Origin of the sequence: Psychrobacillus sp. FSL K6-4615, assembly GCF_038008225.1 — a bacterium.
In the GTDB taxonomy this organism is placed as follows: domain Bacteria; phylum Bacillota; class Bacilli; order Bacillales_A; family Planococcaceae; genus Psychrobacillus; species Psychrobacillus psychrotolerans.
On the sequence record NZ_JBBOYQ010000001.1, the window covers coordinates 2,594,194 to 2,619,933 of the forward strand.

24 protein-coding genes are annotated in these 25,740 nt (G+C 34.9%); 7 read left to right on the forward strand and 17 right to left on the reverse strand.

Annotation, left to right across the window (positions count from 1 at the left end; translation table 11 throughout):
- Nucleotides 1-131: 131 nt before the first annotated feature.
- Nucleotides 132-581, forward strand: a complete 450-nt coding sequence (locus MKX53_RS12975; RefSeq protein WP_093537712.1) for a YehR family lipoprotein — start codon at nucleotides 132-134, stop codon at nucleotides 579-581.
- 66 nt (nucleotides 582-647) lie between these two features.
- On the opposite strand, the gene sstT is transcribed toward MKX53_RS12975, so the two are convergent.
- From sstT to MKX53_RS13030, 11 genes are all read right to left on the reverse strand, one after another.
- Nucleotides 648-1,883: a serine/threonine transporter SstT gene (gene sstT, locus MKX53_RS12980; RefSeq protein ID WP_340913349.1), complete on the reverse strand. Its 1,236-nt coding sequence runs from the start codon at nucleotides 1,881-1,883 to the stop codon at nucleotides 648-650.
- Nucleotides 1,884-2,122: 239 nt separating this feature from the next.
- Entirely contained in the window at nucleotides 2,123-2,491 is a 369-nt protein-coding gene (locus MKX53_RS12985; protein ID WP_093537711.1) for a gamma-type small acid-soluble spore protein, read from the reverse strand.
- A gap of 154 nt (nucleotides 2,492-2,645) precedes the next feature.
- Nucleotides 2,646-3,044: a hypothetical protein gene (locus MKX53_RS12990; protein WP_340911764.1), complete on the reverse strand. Its 399-nt coding sequence runs from the start codon at nucleotides 3,042-3,044 to the stop codon at nucleotides 2,646-2,648.
- Nucleotides 3,045-3,656: 612 nt separating this feature from the next.
- Complete coding sequence (locus MKX53_RS12995) at nucleotides 3,657-4,460, reverse strand: ABC transporter ATP-binding protein (protein ID WP_340769834.1); 804 nt, start codon at nucleotides 4,458-4,460, stop codon at nucleotides 3,657-3,659.
- Nucleotides 4,460-5,497, reverse strand: coding sequence for a FecCD family ABC transporter permease (locus MKX53_RS13000; protein ID WP_340911766.1), 1,038 nt, complete (start codon nucleotides 5,495-5,497; stop codon nucleotides 4,460-4,462). The genes MKX53_RS12995 and MKX53_RS13000 overlap by 1 nt, the downstream gene beginning before the upstream one ends.
- Nucleotides 5,494-6,534 (reverse strand): FecCD family ABC transporter permease, encoded by a 1,041-nt coding sequence (locus MKX53_RS13005; protein ID WP_340911770.1) that lies wholly within the window; start codon nucleotides 6,532-6,534, stop codon nucleotides 5,494-5,496. The genes MKX53_RS13000 and MKX53_RS13005 overlap by 4 nt, the downstream gene beginning before the upstream one ends.
- Entirely contained in the window at nucleotides 6,527-7,591 is a 1,065-nt protein-coding gene (locus tag MKX53_RS13010) for an iron-siderophore ABC transporter substrate-binding protein (protein ID WP_340911771.1), read from the reverse strand. The genes MKX53_RS13005 and MKX53_RS13010 overlap by 8 nt, the downstream gene beginning before the upstream one ends.
- Before the next feature lie 485 nt (nucleotides 7,592-8,076).
- On the reverse strand, nucleotides 8,077-9,084 hold the full coding sequence (locus MKX53_RS13015) for an HAAS signaling domain-containing protein (protein ID WP_340911774.1): 1,008 nt from the start codon (nucleotides 9,082-9,084) through the stop codon (nucleotides 8,077-8,079).
- Nucleotides 9,071-9,418, reverse strand: coding sequence for a PadR family transcriptional regulator (locus MKX53_RS13020; protein WP_340911777.1), 348 nt, complete (start codon nucleotides 9,416-9,418; stop codon nucleotides 9,071-9,073). The genes MKX53_RS13015 and MKX53_RS13020 overlap by 14 nt, the downstream gene beginning before the upstream one ends.
- 204 nt (nucleotides 9,419-9,622) lie before the next feature.
- A complete protein-coding gene (locus MKX53_RS13025) occupies nucleotides 9,623-10,627 on the reverse strand; it encodes an LLM class flavin-dependent oxidoreductase (RefSeq protein WP_340911778.1) in 1,005 nt (334 codons plus the stop codon).
- Nucleotides 10,628-10,642: 15 nt separating this feature from the next.
- The gene (locus MKX53_RS13030; protein ID WP_340913351.1) at nucleotides 10,643-10,927 is read right to left on the reverse strand and encodes a DUF3219 family protein; all 285 of its coding nucleotides are present in this window, start codon (nucleotides 10,925-10,927) and stop codon (nucleotides 10,643-10,645) included.
- A gap of 171 nt (nucleotides 10,928-11,098) precedes the next feature.
- Here MKX53_RS13030 and MKX53_RS13035 point away from each other — a divergent pair, with 171 nt between their 5' ends.
- On the forward strand, nucleotides 11,099-11,701 hold the full coding sequence (locus MKX53_RS13035) for a TetR/AcrR family transcriptional regulator (RefSeq protein ID WP_340911780.1): 603 nt from the start codon (nucleotides 11,099-11,101) through the stop codon (nucleotides 11,699-11,701).
- A gap of 134 nt (nucleotides 11,702-11,835) precedes the next feature.
- The gene (locus MKX53_RS13040) at nucleotides 11,836-12,621 is read left to right on the forward strand and encodes an SDR family NAD(P)-dependent oxidoreductase (RefSeq protein WP_340911783.1); all 786 of its coding nucleotides are present in this window, start codon (nucleotides 11,836-11,838) and stop codon (nucleotides 12,619-12,621) included.
- Between the two features lie 100 nt (nucleotides 12,622-12,721).
- Here the strand turns inward: MKX53_RS13040 and MKX53_RS13045 are convergent, their stop codons facing one another.
- On the reverse strand, nucleotides 12,722-12,886 hold the full coding sequence (locus MKX53_RS13045; protein WP_340911786.1) for a hypothetical protein: 165 nt from the start codon (nucleotides 12,884-12,886) through the stop codon (nucleotides 12,722-12,724).
- 334 nt (nucleotides 12,887-13,220) lie between these two features.
- On the opposite strand from MKX53_RS13045, the gene MKX53_RS13050 reads away from it, so the two are divergent.
- Both MKX53_RS13050 and MKX53_RS13055 read left to right on the forward strand, forming a co-directional pair.
- The gene (locus MKX53_RS13050) at nucleotides 13,221-13,805 is read left to right on the forward strand and encodes a 2OG-Fe(II) oxygenase (RefSeq protein ID WP_093537820.1); all 585 of its coding nucleotides are present in this window, start codon (nucleotides 13,221-13,223) and stop codon (nucleotides 13,803-13,805) included.
- Between the two features lie 299 nt (nucleotides 13,806-14,104).
- Nucleotides 14,105-14,272 (forward strand): hypothetical protein, encoded by a 168-nt coding sequence (locus MKX53_RS13055; RefSeq protein WP_340911789.1) that lies wholly within the window; start codon nucleotides 14,105-14,107, stop codon nucleotides 14,270-14,272.
- 53 nt (nucleotides 14,273-14,325) lie between these two features.
- On the opposite strand, the gene MKX53_RS13060 is transcribed toward MKX53_RS13055, so the two are convergent.
- Nucleotides 14,326-16,422 (reverse strand): HelD family protein, encoded by a 2,097-nt coding sequence (locus MKX53_RS13060; protein ID WP_340911791.1) that lies wholly within the window; start codon nucleotides 16,420-16,422, stop codon nucleotides 14,326-14,328.
- A 410-nt stretch (nucleotides 16,423-16,832) separates the two neighbouring features.
- Here MKX53_RS13060 and MKX53_RS13065 point away from each other — a divergent pair, with 410 nt between their 5' ends.
- Nucleotides 16,833-17,009 (forward strand): hypothetical protein, encoded by a 177-nt coding sequence (locus tag MKX53_RS13065; protein WP_175496292.1) that lies wholly within the window; start codon nucleotides 16,833-16,835, stop codon nucleotides 17,007-17,009.
- Nucleotides 17,010-17,240: 231 nt separating this feature from the next.
- On the opposite strand, the gene MKX53_RS13070 is transcribed toward MKX53_RS13065, so the two are convergent.
- Nucleotides 17,241-17,378 (reverse strand): hypothetical protein, encoded by a 138-nt coding sequence (locus tag MKX53_RS13070; protein WP_340911792.1) that lies wholly within the window; start codon nucleotides 17,376-17,378, stop codon nucleotides 17,241-17,243.
- Nucleotides 17,379-18,141: 763 nt separating this feature from the next.
- Between MKX53_RS13070 and MKX53_RS13075 the strand changes: the two genes are divergently transcribed.
- Nucleotides 18,142-19,650, forward strand: coding sequence for a DUF1846 domain-containing protein (locus MKX53_RS13075; protein WP_340911794.1), 1,509 nt, complete (start codon nucleotides 18,142-18,144; stop codon nucleotides 19,648-19,650).
- Between the two features lie 478 nt (nucleotides 19,651-20,128).
- Here the strand turns inward: MKX53_RS13075 and MKX53_RS13080 are convergent, their stop codons facing one another.
- Genes MKX53_RS13080 through MKX53_RS13090 form a run of 3 tightly spaced genes read right to left on the reverse strand, consistent with a single transcriptional unit; the run spans nucleotide 20,129 to nucleotide 25,723 of the window.
- Nucleotides 20,129-21,886: a TniQ family protein gene (locus MKX53_RS13080; RefSeq protein WP_340913352.1), complete on the reverse strand. Its 1,758-nt coding sequence runs from the start codon at nucleotides 21,884-21,886 to the stop codon at nucleotides 20,129-20,131.
- 14 nt (nucleotides 21,887-21,900) lie between these two features.
- Nucleotides 21,901-23,037, reverse strand: a complete 1,137-nt coding sequence (locus tag MKX53_RS13085) for an ATP-binding protein (RefSeq protein ID WP_340911796.1) — start codon at nucleotides 23,035-23,037, stop codon at nucleotides 21,901-21,903.
- Between the two features lies 1 nt (nucleotide 23,038).
- Entirely contained in the window at nucleotides 23,039-25,723 is a 2,685-nt protein-coding gene (locus tag MKX53_RS13090) for a TnsA endonuclease N-terminal domain-containing protein (RefSeq protein WP_340911798.1), read from the reverse strand.
- Nucleotides 25,724-25,740: the final 17 nt, after the last annotated feature.

The window sequence follows — 25,740 nt, forward strand, 5'->3', positions numbered from 1 at the left end:
TTATATCATCTTCATTTTTCTAGAAATGCTATTTTAAAAAATCAGTTCTGCTTTCTTTTTGGCATCATATTATGGTTAATAATGGTATTTAAAATTTTATACTAAATTATACATACACGAGGAGTGTAACAATGAAAAAATTAACTGGATTTATAATTATTATGGTTTTAGCTCTATTTTTAACAGCATGTGGAAGTGAGTCTACTAGAACATTTGAATTAGAACAAAATGGTGTTATTACCACGATGGTATACACAACTAAAGGAGATAAAGTTACTAAACAATCGACCGAAAACATTATCCAATATGACTTAGCGGGTATTCCTTCCAAAGAAGAAGCACAAGAGCTTTTTGCTCCCCTTGTGGAGCAATTTCAAGACATTGATGGAATAACACATAACCTAGAATATGAGGATACTAAAGCTATTGAAACGTTAACTATAGATTATGAGGTTGCAGAATACGATGACATAAAGAGCTTACCGGGGATGGAGTTTACCGAAGATCCTAAAGATAAAGGCGTGAGTATGAAAAAGTCTCTTGAAATATTAGAAAGTCAAGGATTTAAAGAAGTAAAATAAATGTATTAATATTTAAAAGCCACGATTACCGAATTATTCTCGGTAACCGTGGCTTTTAAAATTTTATTATATCGTTTTAACTACTTTAGTTTTACCTTCTCTACGCTCTTTCGCACGCTGAGCTGTAGCCGTGAACAATACATCAGATGAAGAATTCAAAGCAGTTTCGCAAGAATCTTGTATAACACCAATGATAAACCCAACCCCAACTACTTGCATAGCAATGTCATTAGGAATGCCAAATAAATTACATGCTAATGGGATAAGTAGCAATGATCCCCCTGCAACACCTGATGCACCTGCTGCAGAGATAGCGGCAACGACAACAAGCATAAGAGCAGTCACAAAATCTACTTCAACACCTAATGTATTTACAGTTGCTAGAGTTAGAACAGCAATAGTCACTGCTGCGCCAGCCATGTTAATAGTAGCACCTAGAGGAATTGATACTGCATAAGTATCCTCATCTAATCCAAGTTTTTCACATAGTTTCATATTTACTGGAATATTTGCTGCGGAACTACGTGTAAAGAACGCCGTAATACCACTTTCTCTTAAAACCATTAGAACAATTGGATAAGGATTTTCTCTCGTATAGATATACACAATTATTGGATTCACTACAAGTGCGATAAACACCATACACCCAACTAATATTAATAGTAATCTACCATAATCAGCTAAAGCCGAAAGACCACTTGTTACAATTGCATCAAATACAAGCCCCATAATACCAAGTGGTGCTAAATTGATCACCCATTGTACTATTTTAGTGATAGCATCCGAAAAATTACCTAACATATCTTTTGTATGTTGATTTGCATTTTTTAGTGCAAAGCCAAGAACAATCGCCCACATTAATATCCCTAAATAGTTAGCATTTACTACTGCATCAATTGGATTAGCAACTAGGTTAAATAGTAAGGTCTCAATAACTTCAGCAATACCTTCAGGGGGAGTTAGTTCTTCTACTCCTGTTGTAAGCGTTAGTGTAACTGGGAATAGAAAACTTGCTACTACAGCCACTGCTCCGGCAAGTAATGTACCAATAGCATAAAGGCCAAGAATTGATTTCATATTCGTCTTTTTACCACTCTTATGTACAGCAATTGCGTGCATTACTATAAATAATACTAATATCGGCGCAACTGCTTTTAATGCTCCGACAAATAAAGAGCCCAAAATAGAAATCCAGCTTGCGCCAGTTGGAACGGCTAAAGCTAAGATAACACCGACAATAATACCAATAACAATCCTTTTTACTAAACTCATTTGATTCCATTTAGCTAATAAATTCTTCATCATACTATCCCCCATAGTTTTCTCCCTTTAGAAAGAAATACAAAATTCAATTTCCCAATTAAAATAATATGTACTTATTTTAACTTTAAGTAGACTGATATTTTATTTTAGCACAAATTTTTAGAATCTTGCATTGTTATTTTTTGTTACAACTTTTTGAGTTTTTTTGTAAACCAGGTTTTTAAACCAATAAAAAATGACGGGAGTGTTTAAGCTCCCATCAAAATTTTAGTTATATATTATTTCTTAAAATTATTTGCGTTTTGTTGTGCTTTACTGTTAGCTTGAGCATTTTGTTGTTTCACTTCTTGCACATTTGTTTGACGCTCTTTTGATACGCCAAATTCCGATCCAAATTCGCTAGACATGTTTTGAGATCCAGCTTGTCCTGCTTTTTGATTTGCTTGAGCATTTTGTTGTCTCACTTCTTGGGCATTTGTTTGACGTTCTGAGGATACCCCAAATTCTGATCCAAATTCAAACTTGTTTTGTGAAGCACCTTGTCCATTTTGTTGCGCTTTTTGATTTGCTTGAGCATTTTGCTTTCTAACTTCTTCTGCATTTGTTTGAGCTGCATTCGGAACGTTATTGTTATTGTTGTTTGCCATTGTTCTTCACCTCCAAAAATTATGATTGCCATAACGGAGGTAATTATTATTAGCAAATATTGGATATGCTAATATGCATTAACAATACATTCTCTTTCATGTTCCGGTAATAATATGTAACAATATATAAAAAATTCCTTCACGGAAGGTTTGGTTAAGCTTTTATACCTAAAGAGGAATATCCATTTTCCATGATCTTCTGCACATTGCTTAGTTCATTTGCAAACAAAGTAAATGCCTCCTCATCATGTTGATCGAGTGATTCATTCACTTTAAAATTCAAATGCATCATTTTTAACTCTAAATCCATAAGGGAGCAAATTCTGCCTTCGTTACTAAGCTCTTCAATATCATCCACTTGAATAAGAAATTGAAACTCTCCATTAACAGTCACCAAAAAGTGCCATCCAAGAGAATCATCGTACTTTTGCTCATCTATTATCGTCCATACATCACTTGGATGGAACTCAATCATATGTTTATGCTTTTGTCCTGGACAGCAACAGCTTACTTCATGCTGAAACATTTCTAGTATTATAAAATTTTCATTCATAAGATGTTCCTCCCTTGTTATTGGTTTGTGCTGAATGACCTTGTTCATACAATACGGTTCTTTGTATTATCTTTAAGTGGAAATTAAATGATAATGAGAATCACTTTCATTTACTATTGTATAGGATGATTATTGACCTCGTCAATTGATTTAGTAGATAACCTTTAAAATTGATTAATCATTAAGAAAACAAAAAAGACCAGAAGTTAGTTCTTCTGGTCTCAGATTGTAGACAAACTCAATTTTAGGTGTATAGAGTTGGATATTAAACTCGGCAAGGTCCACCACTTCGCTTTCCGTGGGCTTGGCTTCAGCCTCCTCGTCACTACGTTCCTGCGGGGTCTTCAGCTCAAGCTATTCCCACTGGAGTCTTCGTGGTGGACCTTGCCTTATAAACAGTTCGGATTGAGTATTCAATATCTTACTTTTAATAGGATGAATAAACATCCTTAGGAACATTTCTTACTATTCATGCCCGTTTATAAAAATACCTTTGTCGTCAAACTGAGACCAGAAGTTAGTTTTTCTGGTCTTCTCACTTATATTTAAATTACATCATTTCGAAAATAAGGATGAACAAAACATCGTCATAAGGACTGTTCACTCGTAAATTTAACTTTTTACATGGTAGCGGCCTTTAGGTATAACTAAAGGTGTATCGGAAATTGGATCTTGGATCACAACACAATTCAAGTCAAAAATAGATTTTACTAAGTCACTTGTTATGATGTCCGAAGGTTTTCCTTCTGCGACAAGCTCACCTTTATGGAGCGCAAAGATATAATCTGCATAACGAGCAGATAAGTTGATATCATGCAGCACCATAACGATGGTAGTCCCATACTTTTCATTAAGGCTTGTTAGTAAATCTAAAATTTCTACTTGATAGGTGATATCTAGAAATGTTGTTGGTTCATCTAGTAGTAAAATATCCGTTTGCTGTGCAAGAGCCATGGCTATCCAAACTCGCTGCCTTTGACCACCGGATAGCTCGTCAATATCAAGATTAGCAAACTCCGTAATGTTCATAAAATCCATTGCTTCCTCAACTGCCTCATAGTCCTTCTTAGACCATCCACTAAACAAGGATTGATGCGGAAACCTTCCTCTTCCAACTAAATCGGCAACTGTAATTCCTTCCGGTACAACAGGTGATTGAGGAAGAATACCTAATATCCGTGCTAACTGCTTAGGTGGGTATTTGTTTATCGCTTTTCCGTCAAGCGTTACATCACCTTCTGAGGGCTTTATGAGCTTTGCTATCGTTTTAAGAAGTGTAGATTTTCCACAACCATTTGCACCAATAATTACACTTATTTTATTTTTAGGTATTTCAAGGTCAATTCCTTGAATAATTGTTTTATTGTCATAGCCGGAAAACAATTTATCGGCTCGAAAACTGTGTGTGTTCCCCATTACAATTCTCCTTTTCGGTTCATACGGATTAGTAAATATATTAAGTATGGTGCCCCTAGTAATCCTGTGATAACACCTACAGGAAATCTATATTCAAATGCAAATTGTCCAATAAGATCGGCAATTAGAACAAGATTGACCCCTACTAACCCTGCTGGAAGAATATTAGATGAGCTAACACCAACTAGTCGATTTGCGATTGGCCCTGCTAAAAATGATACAAAAGCAATTGGTCCCGTTGTTGCTGTAGCAATTGCAATCATAAAGACAGAACTGACTATTAGAATAATCCGTAGTCTATCGGTTGAAACACCTAGGGAAGAAGCCATTTGCTCACCAAGCTCTAAAATGCCTAATTGCTTCCCAAATATAATAATTACTGGCGTGAAAAGTAATACAACGATTATTAATGGAGGCAACTCACTCATTTTGGAGCCATTCAAACTGCCTCCAAGCCATCTGATTGCTCCAGCAATATCTTGTTGAGCACTCTTCAGGAGTAAAAAAGAAATGACAGCATCTAACATAGCTTGAATCGCAATACCGATAATGATTATGCGACCGATGGAAAATGTTCCCCCGCGAGCTAATAAATACATAACAATTACCGTTGCTAAACCACCAATGACGGCTGCAATAGATATAGTCGAGTTGCTCGTATGCAATACAGTTATACAAAATACTGCTGCTACACTTGAGCCCGATGTAATCCCTAAAATATTTGGATTTGCTAATGGATTTCGCAGCATCGTTTGGAAGACATAGCCTCCAACACCAAAAGCAAATCCTGCAAATACCCCTGCGAGCATTCGTGGAAGTCGAATTGTATTCACCGCAAAATTGGCTCCAGAAATCTCTTCGCCCAATAGGGTCCGCACAACAATATGTACTGGATAAATTGTATTGCCGAGCAGCAACATAGCAGAACTAAGTACTACAGCTAAAATGACGAGGAGCGTCGTAACAAAAAGCCATCTCCGTCTTCTCTGACGCATCCCTTGCATAATAAAATTAACTTCAACAGGTTGATTTTTCATAATGACCGCACTTTCGATTTCTTAGCTAATATGATAAGTATAGGTGCACCAATAAACGCAGTTAGAATACCAACTTCAAGCTCTCCTGGACTAGCAATCAGTCGACCAACAACATCTGAAAACGTCAAAATGATGGCTCCTGCTAATGCCGACATCGGTATTAAAAAGCGTAAATCTGGTCCAATAACAAAACGCATAGCGTGTGTTGCCAACAGACCGATAAATCCAATTGGACCTGCTAAAGCAGTAGCAGCCCCACATAAAACAACACCGGCAATGATGGCAAAAGCACGTAATACACCAGGGCGTACTCCTAGACTAGTCGCAACATCATCCCCTAAGGCTAATGCATTTAAAGCAGGTGCGGAAATAAACGCTATTAAAAGCCCAACGATAAGAAACGGGAGGAAAATCTTGATAGAATCCCAATTTCCTGATCCAACGCTTCCCACTTGCCAAAATCTAAACTGATCCTGAGCATAAGCGCTCGGAATAATAATTGCGGTGACAAGCGAAGAAAGAGCTGCACTAGTTGCAGCTCCTGCTAGGAGTAACTTAATAGGTGTAGCACCACCACGCCCCATGGAACCAATTCCAAACACGAAAACTGCTGTAATGCTCGCTCCTATTAAAGCTAACCAAATATATTCCCCTGCAGTTGTAATGTTAAAAAGTGTAATACCTATTACAACAAATAACGTGGCACCTGTGTTTACCCCTAAAATACTAGGGTCTGCTAATGGATTACGTGTTACGGCTTGCATCAACACACCTGCAATTCCTAAAGCAACACCACAGCACAAACTAAAGACCGTGCGGGAAATTCGTTTGCGCACTACGTTGGCTCCATAAGAATCTTGGTTTGTATAAAATAAGCCGTCCATCAGCTCTTGATAACTTACAACCCTTGCCCCTAACATAAGCGAGGAGACGATGCTAACAATCAACAAGATGATTGCAATCACCAAAATGAGCGTAAAATGCTTTGGCAAATGTAAATCTAATTGCTTCTTTTTGGAATCAGTGGTGCTATTCATTGATCTTGTCTATAGCTCCTCCGATTAGTTCTAAATACTCGTCAATCGTATACGCGATTGAAAGTGGGTTTGGAGTTCCTGCCGCTACTAATGGTGTATCACTTGTGATAAATGCTACAGAACCTCTTTCAACAGCCGGAATTTTACCAAGTAAAGGATCTGCTTTAATGGTATTGTACAATTCCTCATCACCATATCCTACGATAATATCTGCATCAAACAACGCTTCTACATTTTCCGTACTTAAGTTTAATGAATAACTTTTTGGATCTGTGATTAATGATGAAATACTTTCAGGAGCCGTTAGCCCTAATTCTTCTAAAAATGCTACACGTGAATCCACTGGTGTATAAATGTGTAATTGCGATAAATCCTGCGCAGAGAAATTCACCCACACAACTTTTTTACCTTCGATTTGTGGATAAGCGCTTAATTTTTCAGCGATTAAATTTTCCGTATCTTTAATCAGTTGTTCGCCTTCTTCTTTCATCCCCATACCTGCCGCATTCAATTCAACCTGCTCGCGCCATGTAGTAGTCCATGCTGATGTTGGATATGCTACAACTGGTGCAATTTGTGTTAATGTTTCATATTCTTCTTCTGTAATACCTGAGTATGCAGCAAGGATAACGTCTGGATTTGCATCTGAAATCGCTTCAAAATCTAACCCATCTGTATCTTGAAACACGTTTGGATCTGTAGCTCCAAGTTCATCTAATTTTTCTTTTGTCCATGGTAGTAAACCACTATCATCTTGAACGCCAAAGTTTGCAGCTGAAAAACCAACTGGCACAACACCTAGGGCTAAAGAGATATCATGGTTTGCCCATTGTATAGTTACAATACGCTCAGGTTTGCTTTCAAGTACTGCCTCTCCTAAAGCGTGTTTAATTGTCATTGGGTATTCTGTTTCTGTTTTTGCTGCTGTTTCAGTTGAAGTATCTGAATCCTTTTTATCTACTTCTTCAGTTGTTGAATCATCTGAACATCCTACTAATACTAAAACTGCAAAAAAAGCCATTGCAAGCATTAGTAATAAAGATTTTTTGTTTTGCATATGTAACCCTTCCTCTTCTATAAAATTATCAACTCTTATTAAAAAGTATAATTTCTATTAATACTTAAATATAATTATATGCAATGAAATAAGACTGATTATCATTCTCATTTAAATTTAATGTTATTTTAACCTCCTGTCAATATATATTTTTAGATAATTTTTAATAATAAATATCTACAGTTGCTTTTTAAGCTTTAACAATATTATCTTTATGAAATGTATTTCCCCTTAAATAACGTTCCATCAAAAAAACCTCCAAATATAATAATTTGAAGGTTTGAAACGCGGGGTCTTAGATGCTATTTTTAACTGGAATAACGCACACCTTTTTTTAATTCTCCTTGTTCTTCACAAAAAAGTAAGCAGTAATCCATGTAGGACAAAGAAAAAAAGCATCCTTATAGATGGATGCCTGTAGCTAGTTGTCGCTACGTGAATGTTCCTTACTTATGTGAGCGTTACTACAAATAACCAAATTCCTGTTATTTCGTATTTGCTTTTCTAAATCCTTGTACGATATCTAGAATGCTTAAAAATAACCAAAATACAATTAAAATAATGATAAATAAGTTTTTAAGCTCAAATGATAACTGCCACAAATCCTCTAAATACATATAGAATTCTTCATTTATAAGTTGATCATTACTAATAACGATGATAAATACTATGGTAGAAACTATATTTCTTACCGTATTCATAATTGCCAATTTAGATGTCCATTGACGAAGGATAAGTTTATAAAATACAAAAGCAATTTCTATTATTAACGCAACTATTACAATTAGCCAATACGAATGTAATACTTCCTGATTAAATGTAGGGGTGATTAACTCTATTTTGCCTTGTACTTTTTCATAAACACCTAGTAAGTGACCAGCATTAAAGTAAACTGAAATAAAAATAGCAATCCACAACAGGTGACCAAATATATCTCCAGTGGAAATTTTCTTCTCTTTCGAAATAAGCGATATGCTTTTTAAATCATCAGGTGTCCATTCTGTCCAACCCGGTGTGAGTGGTGATTTGCTTTTTGAAGTATCCTTGCGTTCCAAAATGGCAAAAACAAGCGTAATCCAAAAGAATGTCTCCATTGCTGCACTGAACATACCCCAAATACCATGACCTAGGATCAAAATGATTACGTTAATAATTCCGTTAACAATGTCTTCTTCCCCACTATAAGAAATGACATTTTCCACAACAATAACTAAAAATGCGAGTATCGCCACGATTGGTATCACGATTTTCAAAAGAGTCATGTACGTATCAAAGTATCTGGGCCCTATTAAATACATCGGTCGATCTGAGTATTCACTTGCAAGTGATGCCGGGTTTCCTAGATTTCCTAGAACCTCTTTTACTTCTTTCTCTGTGTAATTTTCTGGGAGCATATCTTCAATAGTTGACCTTAATTCAAGTGCAATATCATCACGACTTTTTTCAGGAAGCCTGCGTGTCACTTCCTGTATATATATATCAATCAGGTTCATTTTCAACATCTCCTTTTAATAAGTTTTGAAGTTCCTTCGTAGATTTTTCCCATTCGGCTTTTAACTGCTCCAAAATTTCAATTCCATATTCGCTTAATACATAATACTTTCTCGGTCTACTTTCCGTTGTATCCCAGCTGCTCTCGACTAATTCCTGTTTTTCTAAGCGCCGCAGCAAAGGATATAGAGTGCTTTGGTCGATAGAAACACTCGACTTTTCTAGTAATTGCACCAAAGAGTATCCATATTGAGGTGTTCTTAGCTGGCTCAATACAGCAAGTGTCAATGTTCCTCTACGTAACTCAGTTATTAATGAACTTAACAATTTTTCCATGTTTCACCTCACTACTGTATACTATGTGTCATACACTATCTTATACTGGGTATCATACACTATTATTTAATCTATAGCAATACACTAACTCATCTAACGAAAAAATGCCCGTGAAGTTTATATACTTCACGGGCATTTTCATCATTATTTAGTAATTCGTCTTCATGTGTTTAACTTTGACCTAGGGTGTGGGCTGTCCCATGTTTAATTATTAATAAGTAATTCATTTGCTATTAGTCTATAGGAGTTTCTTCTCGCTTCAGCAGAATATGTAATGGTACTTAGCATAATTTCATCTGCTTTATAGGAAGCTTGCAAGTCGATTAATTTCTCTTTTACTTCCTGTGGATTACCGATGATTATATTCTTTTTCATATTATCAAGCGTAACTTTTTCTCGGTCATCCCATTTATATTGCTGTGCCTCTTCAATAGATGGAATTCCTTTGTGTCCTCCCCCTTTAGCTTTCTGCAATTCCCATATGAGCGAACTTAACAATAACTCATTTGCTTTTTCCGTTGTTTCCGCACAAATAACAGAAACAGTTATCATCACTTGCGCTGTTTGTCCTTGTTTCCGAGGAGTAAAAGCTTCTAGATATTCCTGAATAATGGACGGTCCATCATTGTCACTCATAAATTGCCCAAATGTATAGGCCATCCCATTTTCTGCAGCGAGCAAAGCACTTTTTTTACTAGTCCCTAGAAGCCAAGGTACTGGTGCTACTAACGGAATGGGAGACGCAGAGATTTTCGAGTACTCGTGGTCAGCCGGAAAATCATCATCTAGGAAATGCAGTAAATCCTTCACTAAACTAGGCATCTTATAAACATTTTGCAAATAATTATCCGATAAAGCATTGGTTGCTTCAGCTGATCCTCCCGGTGCACGTCCTATACCTACATCGATACGATTAGGAAATAATGTAGCAAGTGTATTATAAATTTCTGCCACTTTGAACGGTTTATAATGAGGCAATAACACAGCTCCCGAGCCGATTCGAATTGTACTAGTATTTGCTCCAATATAACTTAAAATCACTTCTGGAACCGAACTTGCTAAGCCAGGTAAATCATGATGTTCCGTAACCCAATAGCGAGAATACCCTAACGACTCTCCAACTTGTGCTAACTTCAACGAATCCTTTAAAGCCTCTTGAGCTGTTTGATTGGATGAAATCGGCGATTGATCCAGAATACTTAACTTCATCTTTAAGCCCCCTTCTTATATCTCCGTCTCCAGCAAAGTCAATTTATATTCGCCCACTTGCCCTTGCTCATATAAGTTAGTAATGGAAGTTGAGTAATTCCTAATAGTTCCCCGGAAAAATAATACTGCGTCTGGAACAGTAACTTCAAAAGTACCCTTATACAGTAAAGTCGCAATATCATGATAATCTTCACTTGTTACGTCAAACACTATTGAAATTTGGTGTAAACCATTTATTTTTTCTTGTTCATAATGATTTACTTTTATTAACCTATTATCTAAAATTATTTCCTTTACCATTCTATCTTCTGATCTTCCGCTCATGTCCGTTACCTCCGAATGTAAGTATTGGATTTAGTGTACCATCTTCGAAGGGTTTTTTAATGGTCAACGATTGCGTATAGACACATTTTGTTTTCGCAAATCAATGATAGAATATGATTATTAAATTCTTTATAAAGAGGAATGAAGATGATTAAAAATAATAAATGGCAACTTAAATTAGAGGATTTAAACAATAGAATCTACAAGGAAAAATCTAAGACTTACGACATAATCATTACTATTTTCAAAAAATTAGTGACTGAAAAAGATTTCGAAAAAATATCTGTAGCAGAAATTAGTACAGTTGCGGGCATCTCTAGAAAAACCTTCTATCAATACTTCAAGGATAAAAACGATATTGTGGACCATATCGTTTTCTTAAATATTATTCAACCAATGACTCAATTGTTTAAGCTATCTAAGTCTTTTGAATTCCCCTCCGTAACAATCATTAGTTGGCTTTATGAGCAATTTTATGAGGACCGATTATTTTACACAAGAGTAAGTTTGTTTACAGGTCAAAACTCATTCTTGGATTTAATACTTGATCATACAAGCGACATGATTTCCGAAAGAGTGGGGAATTTAGATATACCCGACCATGCAAAAGAATATTCTATCTACTTTTATGCAGCTTCTCACACGATGATCCTGAAGAAATGGATAAATGATGGTATGATAATTCATCCTAAAGAAATGGCTTTAATGTATGAGAAATGGACAATTCCAGCTTTTAATCATTTATACTAGCTACCAAAGGTTACACTTTCTATAAACTGTTACAAAATAGGTTACACACTTCATTTTTCGATAGTAGAATTTATGTTACTGGCTTTTTATAATTTATATAGAAACAACTATAAAATGATAGGGGCTGCTTTATTATGCAATTAAAAGATAAACGTATTATTGTAACTGGTGGATCCATGGGTATTGCTGCAGGTACAGTTCGTGGTTATGTAAAAGCAGGGGCTCAAGTGGCAGTGTTGGATATTCAAGATGAACTAGGGTTAAAAGTTGTGGAAGAAGCGAACAAACTTGGCGAAGGAAAAGCTACATACTATCACTGTAATGTCTCTGATCGCGATGAAGTATTCGCTGTGTTCGAACAAGCTTCTAAGGACATGGGCGGATTAGATGTTCTTGCACATATAGCTGGAGTCGAAAAAATTAATACTGCAGAAGATTATACACCAGAAGAAATGAAATTTGTTTGGGATGTAAATATTAACGGTACCATTTTCACAAACCAGGCAGCTTGCAAAATTATGGCACGTCAAGAAGGCGAATTTGCCATCATTAACTTCGCTTCAGACGCAGCATTAGCTGGTATGGCAAACTCCGCTCTATATGCAGCTTCTAAAGGTGCAGTACTTTCTTGGTCGCGTACAATTGCATACGAGTGGGCGATTAAATACAATATCCGTACGAACTGTGTAAACCCAACTATGAAAACACCTATGTACCAACAATATTTAGATAGCTTAGAGCCAGATGCTCGTGAAGCATTCTTAAAAGCAGAGCGTTTAAAAGTACCGATGAAAGGTGAAATGGGCGACGTAGATCGCGATATGGCACCAGTTATGGTATTCCTAGCTTCTGATGCATCAAGCTACATTAACGGGCAAACTATCCCAGTTAATGGTGGTCGAAACATGATACGCGGCTAAGTAAACGTAGTTTTTCCAAGTATACTAAAATTACATTTTAAGCACCTTTCCCTCCATGTATATGCAGGAAAAGGTGCTTTTTTTATCTTCTATTAATTTCCTAAGTAACAGGATCAGCCTTCACTGCAATAATCTTTATTTCATTGCCATACTCTAGAGATAAAGCTTTTCTGGCTTGAATAGAAGTCCTCGCTGTCACGGGTATCGATTGCATCTTGCCATTTATTTCAGCCTCCACAGTAAAACACTTTGCACCGCATTTCATGGGTATCCCTCCTCTTAAATACATTATCACAAAATAGTTAAAGGTCACCGATGAAATAATTCCCCAACTAATGACTATTCCAAAAACTTATTTTACTTTTCTCATATTTGCGATATATAAAAATAGTATGATAAAATATATTGAAATTAATTCCAGAAAGGAGCATAAGTTAATTCCTTTTAATTCAAATATTTTAAGGAAAAGTTAACCGTTAGCATTATATTCTCACATAATAACTTACTAGCTTTGAAAATTTAATAGTCTAAGAGGAGATTTGCACTTGATAACGGACAACAAAGAGCAATCTATATTCGATCACGTTGGCAACAAAATAATGACAGATAGAGAGATTGACATAGTCACTCGTTTAGAGGAACCACTAATAGTGCTATTGGGTAATGTATTAAGTAATGAAGAGTGCGAGGAATTAATCAGGTTGTCTAAGGACAAATTGAATCGTTCCAAAATTGGAGCGTCACGCGAAGTAAATGAACTAAGAACAAGTAGTAGTATGTTTTTCGAAGAAAGTGAAAATGAAATTGTTGCGAGAGTTGAAAAAAGAGTCTCCTCTATCATGAATATACCTATAGAACACGGAGAAGGCCTTCAAATACTCCAATATACACCCGGTCAAGAGTATAGAGCTCATAATGATTTCTTTTCATCCACTAGTAAAGCAGCAAACAATAATAGAATCAGTACACTTGTTATGTACTTAAATGATGTAGAAGAAGGTGGAGAAACTTACTTCCCTAAATTAAATTTTTCAGTAACACCCAAAAAAGGGATGGCCGTTTACTTCGAGTATTTTTATAATGATCAAAATATAAACGATTTAACTTTACATGGTGGAGCACCAGTTATAACAGGTGAGAAGTGGGTCGCAACCCAATGGATGAGAAAACAAAAAGTAAGATGAAATAGTGTTTCTTTAAATGAATAGCAGTTAAGGATTATTATTCCGACTATTTAAGCAAACTATTAAACAGTCTGAATAGTTATTCTTGTTGGAAATACCGTTCTAAATTAGTCATAACCTAGATATAATATATGATTTGATAGAAAAGCCTTCTAATTCATCCTTATCCTTTGAATTAGAAGGTTTTTAGCTACCATAAAAATGCTAGACAAAGATTGATAAAATTTACGTTAAAGAAAAAGGGATTATTGCTCCTTACTAGAATGGTTACATAGGTGTTAAAAAGGAGGAAGTTTGAAATGATGAAACTAATTAAAGGTAAGTTTGATACTGCAAAAGTTTTTACAGAAAATATTGATGACATGACAATGGAACAGATTAAATCATTCTTAGATCAACAATTTGTAACAGGTGGACATGGTTTTAAACAGTTTCTCCAAGAAGACCAACTACTCTCGCTAAAATAACGCAAAAAAGAGGCCCTCTAACATCTCACAGAGTAATCCTCTTCCAACATCTATTATTTACTTTCATAAAATTCTTCTGGAATTCCTTGAATTAATGGTGATGCTTCACCAGAATAGAAAATACGTAAATCGTGGAGAGACCTCGTGCAGCCTACATATAATAATTTGGCATCATACTTTGAATCTTTATAGTGACTTGCATCCACATCGATAAGTAGCACTGCATCAAATTCCAACCCTTTAGCTAAATACACCGGTACGACTGAAATACCACCTGCGTATTTACTTTGATTTGCTTTAATGACGTTCGCATTAATCCCTGCAGTTAGTAACTTTTCATGTATCGAACGGCATTCAGCGTCTGTTCTACCTATTATCGCAATCGTCTTGAGATTTCCTTTCCCTAAATCTTGTAATACCTTCACGACTTCGTTAATTTGATCATCCGTAGCAATCACTTTCACTTTTTCACCACTACGAAAAACTGGTGTTGCAAGACCTACTGGAACTTCAGCATGCTTTATGACCTCATTTGCAAATTCGATAATTTCCTTTGTCGAACGATAGCTTCTCGTCAGTTCATAATAACCCGTTTCTTGAAACAATTCTTTAAAGTCATTCCAGTCCTCAATACCTTGATAATTATAAATTGCTTGAGACAAATCGCCCAAAATGGTAAAAGAATTTCCCAGTGTAATCTCTTTTAAAAGATAAATTTGAAATGGTGAAAAGTCTTGTGCTTCATCGATGACAACATGATGAAATTTTTGTTTGCCCTCTATTCCTATTAATTGGTGATGAATATAGAGGAGTGGTGCTAAATCTTCTACATTTACTTCTTTCTTTTGGCAATTCTTTTCTGTTTCTCGTACAAGCCCTTCTGGCAGTAGTTCTACTATTTCTTTTCGTTTCATCAAGGATGTATAAAACGATAAAGCGCTTATTTTCGGCCAGAACTTCATATATGCATTTAATCTTATATTAGCCTCTTTTTTCAGTAGCTTTTTCTCATTAGTTCCTTCGACCTTTTTAAGTTCTATCTCTATCCAACGCTTGATTCGTGCAACTAATCGTTCCCTGCGCTTTGTTAATGGATAATGCTTATATTCAACCAATAACCACTTCTTAATTTCATCTACTGTTATCTCAGCTTGATCCCAAAGTTCGAGATTCGTTGTTGGTACTAGATTTTCTTCAAATTGAATGAGACTTGTTTCAATAAATGACTTAAACTTGATTGACCCCTTCAATTTATCGAGCATCACTTTATGATTGTCACGATTAATTGAAAAAGCTTCTTTCAACTTTTCTTCTGGTTGTTTTAATTTCACCGCATTATCTAAGAGACGTAACGCCCACTCTGGAAAAGTAGTTTGTTTAATATTACCTACTCCCAGTTCAGGAAGTACACCAGAAATATAGTCTAAAAACAAACTGTTTGGTGCGAAAATGATCATTCTATCTGCTTGTAGCTGTTCACGATATTCATAGATTAAAAAAGCAAGGCGATGTAAAGCGACAGTTGTTTTTCCGCTCCCTGCAACCCCTTGAATCAATAACGGTATATTTTTCTCAGCTCGGATAATTTCATTTTGCTCAGATTGTATCGTTGAAACGATATCTTTTAATTTATTATCTTTATTTTCACCTAATCGGTATAAGAGAAATTCGTCTGTCAGGGATACATCTTCACTACCTTTTATATACGTATCCACCACACGCTCTAGTTCTCTTTTACGAATGGCTATATTTCTTTTTAAATAGACTTCTCCTTCTACCAATCCATCAGGCGATTGATAAAAAGCCAGTTCTTCTCCTCCATTGAAAGAATAAAACATACTCGCAACTGGTGCACGCCAATCAATCACTATTGGTTTCTTGGCTGCCTCATCCGAAACACCAACTTTCCCAATGTATAATGGATTTGGCTCTAAATGGCCATCCTCCCTAAAATCTAACCGACCAAAGTATGGCTCCTGTACACCAATTCGTAAGTTTTGCCGATTTAACTCCCTCATACTTTCAAGAACTTGCTCGGTATAGTTATCTCCATGATAAACTGGAATACTTTCTAGCTTGTGTATTCGGTCATCCAGTGTAGATAAAACTTCCTGCAATCTCTTTAATTCCTCTTCATATATTGTGCTCATTATGATACTCCCCCCCTAAGCTTTCTAAAATTTCAGTCGAGTTATCATTGTATAAAATATGTATATACAAAGTCAATTGTTCCCTATGTTAGAAACAAACGTGGAATTTAGAAAGTTTACGTTTGATTGATACTCAGTGAAGCTAGGTGAAAGCCACTACACTGAAGAAAAAACCCTAGAGTCCCGAATGACTTCTCCACAGGATATTTCTCTTCATTATTAGTTAATTTTTGATGTACTGCGCTCACAACATCAATATTAGTTTCTTAGCAAACAAAAGTGCATACGTTATTATATCTGCTAACTCTTCCTTCATCTTCTCTTAGTTCTTTTCAACAGCCTCTTCACTCGTTTTCCACTGGCATCCTTCTCTTGTTTATTTCATATAATATCGAAAGGGAGGTTTTTTAATGTTACCAGCTATACTATTACAGCTTGCTTACCTATTTATTTTCATATGGTCAGTAGCTATGCTAGTGCAAGACTTTCAAGGGACACATAAGAATTGGTTAACTGTATTGTTACACATCTCTGTTGCAATCGTCTCACTAAACTACTTACTGGTTTCACTTGGCATAAGTATCTAACCATTAAATGAGCCATGCTTACCTACGTGTAAGCATGGCTCATTTATTTGAGGTGATGTGTAACAGATCACAGAGCTAGTTAGTGCAACTAAATGTTTTAACTTAAAGGATACATTAAGTTCATTTCAAACGAGCAAAAACTGTATGTTTTCACTTGACGGTTACAACTACTCCCATGAAATTTGGTCAAAAGAAAAACACCCCCAAACTTATGAGAGTGCTTGAAGTTGATTAATCTTTACTATTTCTCAAAGCCATAATAAGAACAACCCCAATCATGCTTAAGTAACTATCTACATAAGCTTTTAAATCGTATTCATCAGATGAATCAATTGATAGATGCTCTAAATATACATACACGCGATTCATCTCATAATCAAATTCTCTTCCTATTACTTTTGGGTAGATTTTTCTATCAAATGAAACACCGCTTGATTATCACATTGTTTAGCGGATGATTTTACTTCCTTCTCAATTTTGATATGTATGCTCTTCCAAATTTCCTTATATCCAATTGTTATAAAAGCTTTCCTAGTACGGATTTTTTTGTTTGCAAAGAAACATCGAGATTTTCCAAGTAATTAAAAATACTTTCTGAATTGATTTCTTCTATAAATACCACCCCATTTTATTGAACAAATTGCTTAAATATATAATTATAGCTTTTGTAAAGTTGGTCTATTACCAACAAGCTACATTTGGCATTTGTTTAAAAACTACTTCCATTCCATAACTTATCGGTGTCCAATTTTTTTACTGGCAATACTTTTTCTACTTTCTAACTATGTTTCTTCACTCTTTAGAAGGTAACCAATTCGTAAAGGCTAATCTATTCAGGAGGGTTAAAGAATTGAACAACTTTTTGAATTTCGGAATGCTAAACTATAAAAAGGTTAAGCGGGTAAACTCCTCACGCCCAAATTCCGTTATTTTGGTTGGATACATCCATATTAAGGTCAATGTACCTATTAGAATAACCAATCACTAAAACGGTTTGACCAGTTTTCCTTTGTCTATTTTTTTAAAAGCTTTATAATAATAAAAGATGTAATTTAGTTAGCATTCTCTCTTAATGTGTTATAATCTATCGTTTATGAGAATGCTTAGAGTATAGAAGGCGGGCGGAAATTAAATGAAAAAAGTCGGATTTGATTCGGAGAAATATTTGCAAGAACAATCTGCCTACATTCTAGAACGGGTGCAGCAGTATGATAAACTTTACTTGGAATTTGGCGGAAAATTGATTGGCGACAAACACGCCAAGCGTGTCTTGCCTGGATTTGATGAAGATGCCAAGATCAAATTATTGAATACACTGAAAGAAAATGCGGAAATCATCATCTGTGTGTACGCTGGAGACATCGAGCGGAACAAAGTCCGTGAAGATTATGGTATCACTTATGACCAAGATGTCTTGCGCTTAATCGATGAATATCGGGCATATGGTATTTCTGTCAACAGTGTGTTGCTCACTCGTTATCAAGGACAGCCAACAGCAAAAGTATTTATGAGCAAGCTTGAGAGAAGCGGAATTAGCGTCTACACCCACAGCGAAATCAAAGGTTATCCCACAAATGTGGACGCGGTCATTGGCGAGGAAGGATTTGCGAAGAATCCCTATATTAAAACGACAAAGCCAATCGTGGTAGTAACGGCGCCCGGGCCGGCCAGCGGAAAGCTTGCAACCTGCCTTAACCAAATGTACCACGAGAATAAACTGGGGAATAAAGTCGGCTATGCCAAGTTTGAGACTTTTCCGGTTTGGAACTTGCCATTAAAGCACCCGGTAAACATCGCTTATGAAGCGGCTACCGTCGATTTGAAAGACGTGAATATGATTGACAATTATCACTATGAAGCATACGGGACAGTAGCGATCAATTACAATCGTGATATGGAGACGTTTCCTGTCATCAAACGGATTATTGAAAGAATTACTGGTAAAGAGTCTGTTTACCGCTCACCAACCGATATGGGTGTTAATCGTCTGAAATCTGGTATCACCGACGATATGGTCGTGCAGGAAGCTGCAAGGCAGGAAATCATTCGGCGCAGTTTCAGTGTAGAGAACGACTATAAAAAAGGGCTTGCCGATGAAGATAGTGTACGCCATATGCAAGTGATTTTGGAAGAGACGGACTTAAAAAAAGAGGATCGGGCACCTGTATTGCCGGCCCGTAATTATGCGAAAGCAATCCAAGAGAAAATTGACAGCACGAATTTGCAAGCCGTAATTGCGATAGAACTGCCAAATGGAGAGATGATCACCGGTCGAACGACAACTTTAATGGATGCTTCGGCAGCCGCGATTCTGAATGGGTTGAAGAAATTGGCCAATATTGCCGATGAAATTAATTTGTTGTCACCGATGATTTTGCAGACGATTCAACGGTTGAAAACCGATGATTTAAACAGCCGAGTCCCGACACTAAGTGCCAATGAAGTGCTTATTGCACTGGCAATCAGTGCAGTCACCAACCCTACTTCTGAGCTAGCTTATAAGCAGATGCCAAATTTAAAAGACACACAAGCTCATTCTACGGTTATAATGAATAGAGAAAACGAACAGACTTTTAAAAAGCTTGGAATCGACATCACCAATGATCCGGTATATCCGACAGAAAACTTGTATTACAATTAGGTTTTGGAAAATACCTGCCTTTTTCTTGTTATATAGGAGCCTAAGGCAAATGTTTTTTGTTTATAGAGTTAACTAAAAAGGTGTAGTCTTCTCATTAGGAGAAGACTACACCTTTTTGGATTAATGGATTAAAAATGTCAAAACCCTATCCAAGGGTTTTGTGTGACTTAAACCATAAAATAGTAACAGAATAAACCATAAGTATGTCATGTTAATAAAACCATTAATGACAACGATTCTTTAGTCAATTTCTTTAAAAACATCAGTAGGAATTTAATTCCTACTGATGTCTTTAAAGAAATTTAGAATATATATTTAACTCCTTACATTCTATTGCTTTATAATCTAACTTCTAACGTTTTTTTGCTTTATAAGAACATCAAATATTTACTGGACCATTACGGTACTCTTATATTCAATATTATCCTTTATAGAGTGTTCGAACAAGATTGTAGATACTCCTAATATATTCAAACCTTTATTTCGGAAACATCTTCTTTTCAATATTCAATTCTGCTAGAGCATTTCTCCTAAATTCAAGTAAATTTTTATCGAGTTGAAATCCTATATGCCTTTCTACTGGTTTAATTCCTGGATAAACCCCAGTAGAATGAAGATGAATAACAGCTTCTTTTATTAATTTTTTACGCTGTTGAAGCACTTGTTCTCGATTTCTCGCCCCCACTTCTTTATTTTTTTCGACAATTTTATTAAATATGTCAGGAAAGTACTTAACAAATGCTCGCGACTTACCTATTTCCTTTAAGACATCATTAATAAACTTAGGCTCTTCAATTATTGATTCTAAAATCTCCAGCAACCTCACTTCAATATTCTTAAGCTCTTCTTTTTCTATTTTATGAAACTTTGAAACTCTATTACTCTTTTTAATTGCACGCCTTTCCATTAAAGACTGGTTTTTTTGATGAATAGATTCTATTAAATCTGGAAATTTTTTAGTCAAGAAAGTATGACTAACTCCTAATTCACTGGCAATATGATTAATTGGGGTTAACTTAGATGAATGGAATAACCTATTCAAATAATTTAGAATTTCTATATGGTCAGATTTAAAACCTTGTTCAATTTTTTTTCCGTATTTCTTTCTTAATGAATTATTCTTATTAATAATTTTCCTCATTAATTTTGGAAATCTTTTCCGTAAAGTAACACTTGTGATATTCATTTTTACTTCTATCGCAGATAGATGGGTGAATTCATTACTTCTAACAATATCCTCTAAATACTTTTTTACTTTCAAATAATCAGTTTCATTTTTATACGATCTTTTTCTCGCAATAAAACTTTCATTATCCAGGGAAAAGTCTATATGTTTATCTTCCATTAATTTAACTATACTCACTTTTAGGTTCCAACAAATTTCAAGGAGTATATCTAGGGACAATCTTCCCGACCCCTTACAATAATTGATAAACGTTTCATTCACTATCCCTAAATTAAATAAACAAAGTTCTCTTCTTTGCATTTCATATTTTGACTGTTCATCAATTTTTTTTAGTGATGAGATCAACTTTTTTTTATTTGCTGATCTTTTATAAAAGTAATTAACCATTTCCTCTATTTGTTTGGACTTATATATAATTTCTTTATCTTCTATCACATCTATATTTGACGTCTTTTTACCTTTTCTCCCAAGCCAATTATTACAGAATTGACAATGTCCATTCTGTGCTTTCAAAGGAATGCTTTCTTGTTGACGTTCACATTTACTGCAAGTATCTTCTATTTTCACTTGGTGTATAATGCATACATCATATTTGGTTATATACCAGATTAACTTCTCGTAAATTATTTCCCCTCTCATATCTTCAAGACATAATGCGCACCATGCTCTATGTTTTCTAAGTAAATTTCTTATACTGAAGACTGTTTCAAAATTCTTCAAAGTCAAAGGTGTATTACAACTAAGTCCATTTAATTTCTCCAAAATATCCAAAGTTTGTCGAGATATATTACCATATCCATTAATATGAGGAGGAGGAAACCTATATGGATTTTTACTATACTTACCAGATAGTTGTGGTGCCAGCAAGTAACCTGTCAATTTCCCCAGTGAAACACAATGAGCATTCGCTAACCTAAACAAAAAACTTGTTAAACTTTCTCCATCCTTACCACATATAGTAATTGGCTTTATATTATATAAAGAATAAGAGATTATTTCTGGGGGTTCAATTAAGAAATTATCGTATGTTTCTAATTTATTATTAATAATTTGTCACCACCTTATTAAGTCCCATTCTCTGTTATTCCTATTTCATCTCGAGCTGGATTCCGTTTTCCAACAATCTTTTTCTCAAGAGTCTTTTTATTCTCATTTTTATCTTCTTCCCTATCTTTAGTTAAGCCCAATACATTTTGAAGAAGAGAACGAGAATCTTCTTGCTCATCTATCTTACGTTCACCATATATAGTTTCTTCCGCTATTTTTAAAGTTTTTGAAGGCAGAGGGGCATGCTTTATTAATAATTCTTCAGTGATTTTAGGTAAATTTTTATTCAAGGCCTCAATTAAACAAACATTAAGCCATTCTTTAAGTATCCCTACACATCCAATGGATCGTTCATACATGAATTCCCATTTTGGAATTAGATTAGAGTCCTCTGTAAGTGGCAATTGAGTTTGAAATGTATTAATAACGCTTTTGAATGATATAAGATCTTGAGAATCCTCTATTTTATAACGACGGAAATGAATTTCTTCAGTTCTTCTACCTAACTGTCCATTTATGTCGAAAAAATCTATTAACTCATAAGTTCCAAACATCACAAAAACTGAACTAGTTAAATTAGCAAGAGACTTTATTGCGTCCATCTGATCCTGTATTCCCTTGGCACCTGCAACTTTAAGTAAATGTTGCGACTCATCTAATAAGATTATTTTTGTTTTCCTATGAATAATAGCATTCTCTAAAGATTCCCTTAATTCTGGTGCTGTAGATGGGTAATGATTGGGTATTTTGTTTTTGGCCTCATTACTAGAATAACTAACTTTATAGTCAATAAGCGGTTCATTCAACTCTCTTAACAATCTCCTATAGAAATCTTTCCAATTGAATCTCCCGTTATCTGGTGATGGTAGTTCGAGAGATATGACTGGGATTACACCTTTATCATTCTGTATAATTGTTTGATTGCCTTTTAATACTTCATCTTTAACTCTACTACATAAAGTTGACTTTCCTACACCTCTAGGACCAAAAACTAAATAAAGTTTTCCTCCAGATGATGACTGGATTTTTTCCATTACACTTAAAAAAACCTTATGTAGTATAGGGTGGTTAACGTTACGTTTTAGAAAGTAATTCTTTTTTTCCTCAATGGATGCCTCTTGTAAATTAAAAGGAAATCTTTTAGTTTTACTCATACTAAAACTCTCCATATACATCAAGGATTTGATCTTCGTTAAAATTTTCAATCGATTCTTCTACTTTATTTGGTTTAGGTACTTCTGAGTTAATACTTTTAATATTTGAATCTTTATTAATCCATTTGTTTGCACTCTTTAATTCAGCAGCTTTAGACTTTAATAAATCAAACTGGTTATTACCTTCTAATTCTTTTATAAACTTGGCTATTCTTTGTGCATTTATTGTGTAACTTTTTGAATGATTTTTTTTACTTTTTTTAATTTCTGATGTTATAAAATTAAGCTCTTTTTGAGTTAAGTTTTTAAAGACTGAATAGTACTGAGAATTACATTTTATCCACCTTTTATTTACATATGCGTATGCTATCCCAATGTTAAAAGGATCATATCTGACTTTTACTTTCATTTTCTTTACATGAAGACTTTTAAATTCATCATTCCAGTAATAGATATAATTTACTTTTATACCACTTTGTTGAATTGTTGCTTCCCCTATTTGAGTTGAAGGTAAAGTCAAGATTTCAAAAAGACTATCATATGGAATATAAAACTCCTTCCTCTCACCGGAGTAAAATAACCCCTTTTGAAAAGCTTCTCTTGGTGTTTGACCCAAAGCAGGATGTTCAATAGTATCATAGAGTTCAAAGAAAAATTCATTTAAAGCTAATGATAAGCTCGCCAAGCTCCATTCAGCTTGTGTCTTGGGATTTATGCTTTTCGTAACCTCTCTTACATTCTTCATTATCTTGGTATTTCCATGTAAATTATGAATGAATTTAGTGTTTGTTGTTCCAAAGAGTCTTTCTAAAATTGAACCATATCGTGGTTGTGCTGGCGGTCTTCGCTTTGATTCTTTTTCGAACATACTAAGTAGTGTTTCAAAATAAATGCTATGAAATTCTCTTCCATTATCCACTACTATCTGCTGCGGCAACCGATTATAACGCCTAACACAATCTCGAAAAACCATTAAACATGATCTGTAACTCGGTGACTCAAAAGATAAATAAAATGCTAATACCCTTCTTGAAAAGGCATCTATCATCAAAGATAAGTGTGGCCTACCAAGGTTTTTCCCTGTTTGCGAACACAATAGCTCAATATCTAATTCTGTATGGTCAAGGTGACATATATTAAAAGGAAAATCCCCGTGTCTCGGTGTTGTTCTTTCTAGTTCCCAATAAAAAGTCTCTTTTTGATAGGTTGCTCTTCTTCCCTTCCGTTTTCTAACTTGTTCTTCAATTGGTCGATTGTTAATGTAGCTACAAAAAGTTGCTAAACTTGGTGCAATGTAGCCTTTTTCCTCGCATGCATTCTTAAAGGAACCATAAACTAAAGTTTTGTTTTTTTGAACCAGCGTTTCATATTCTTCTTTTATATAATGATCCATTAAAGAAGTTACCTCTATACTAAATCTGTTCTGACTGTTTCCTTTGGCTTTATGATTAGGAAGTAGTCCTACATAACCATTTCCAAAAAGTTTTTCGGCTTTTCTAAACTTACCTACCCAATCACGGACTCTGCGTAAATTAGGTTCTTTCTTCTTTTTATATTCTTTTGATCCTATTTCTAAATATGTTTTCACATGGATTAATCTATAGTTTGCTTCTTTATAGTCCTCTTCACTTGCTTCAACAATTAAATCAATTAAAGAATTATTATCCACTTGGTCAGTAGTCTCAAAAATAATTTTCCCTTCGTTTAATAACTTTTCAAATAATTCTCGTGTAATTTCATTATAAGTTCCATCCGAAATAAATGAATAGCTGCTTGCACCTATATTAATAATTTTCCATATATAGTTATCCCATAAAAACTTTGTTCCGACTTGTATAGTGATTTTTTTAGGAGAAAATAAATCTGAATTACATGAAATTAAATTGCTAAACATCTTTGCATGTTCCTCATGCAAGAATACTCTTACGGAATCTGGCTCCGCTAATGCGGCTTCGTTTAGATCTACATAAATAAGGTTATTAATTACGAAAATATATACATCATCTGCAGAAAATTCATGACTAGTAGATTTATCTATTAAATTCTTAAGTGTTATTCCAGGTTCTTCAAAGATAACTTCCTTAATTTCATCCAAACAATCCATATTTCCCTCTAGATTATTTATTTTTCGTAAGTAATCATCTAAAAATACATAATTTCTATGCAGATTCCAATTAATACGATTACTTGTACATACCTTAAATTCCAGACCTAATTTTTTGGCGAACTTCTCCCCAGGTGGACATCTCCAATTACCACTTTCGTCCTTAATGTATTTCCAAGGTTGCCTTTTGGATATAGCCAATAGGTCATCTTCATTTTTCCATTCTTCCCAACCAGCCCCGTTTTTCCTAATAACAAAGAAATCAGGTGTATACAGAACTCCTCTATTTCTACCTGACCCATTTACGTAACTAATATTAATTTTATTTGGTTGATCATAATATTCTAATACTTTTTCTTCATTCTCCATCATCAAAACCGCTGGCCCCTCAACTTTTCCGCTTTCCCACTGAATAGTTACACCCATTTTTTTTGATGGATATTTCCCCGAAGTACTTTTACGACCTCCACCTACTGACCGTGCAGGTGGGGCAAAGCGGATGTTACTATTGATATATTCTTGTGTCTTTTTTGTTATATTATTCCTTTCGCACCAGCTTAAAAATTCAACTTCAGATAACATTCCTATTCACCTCCATA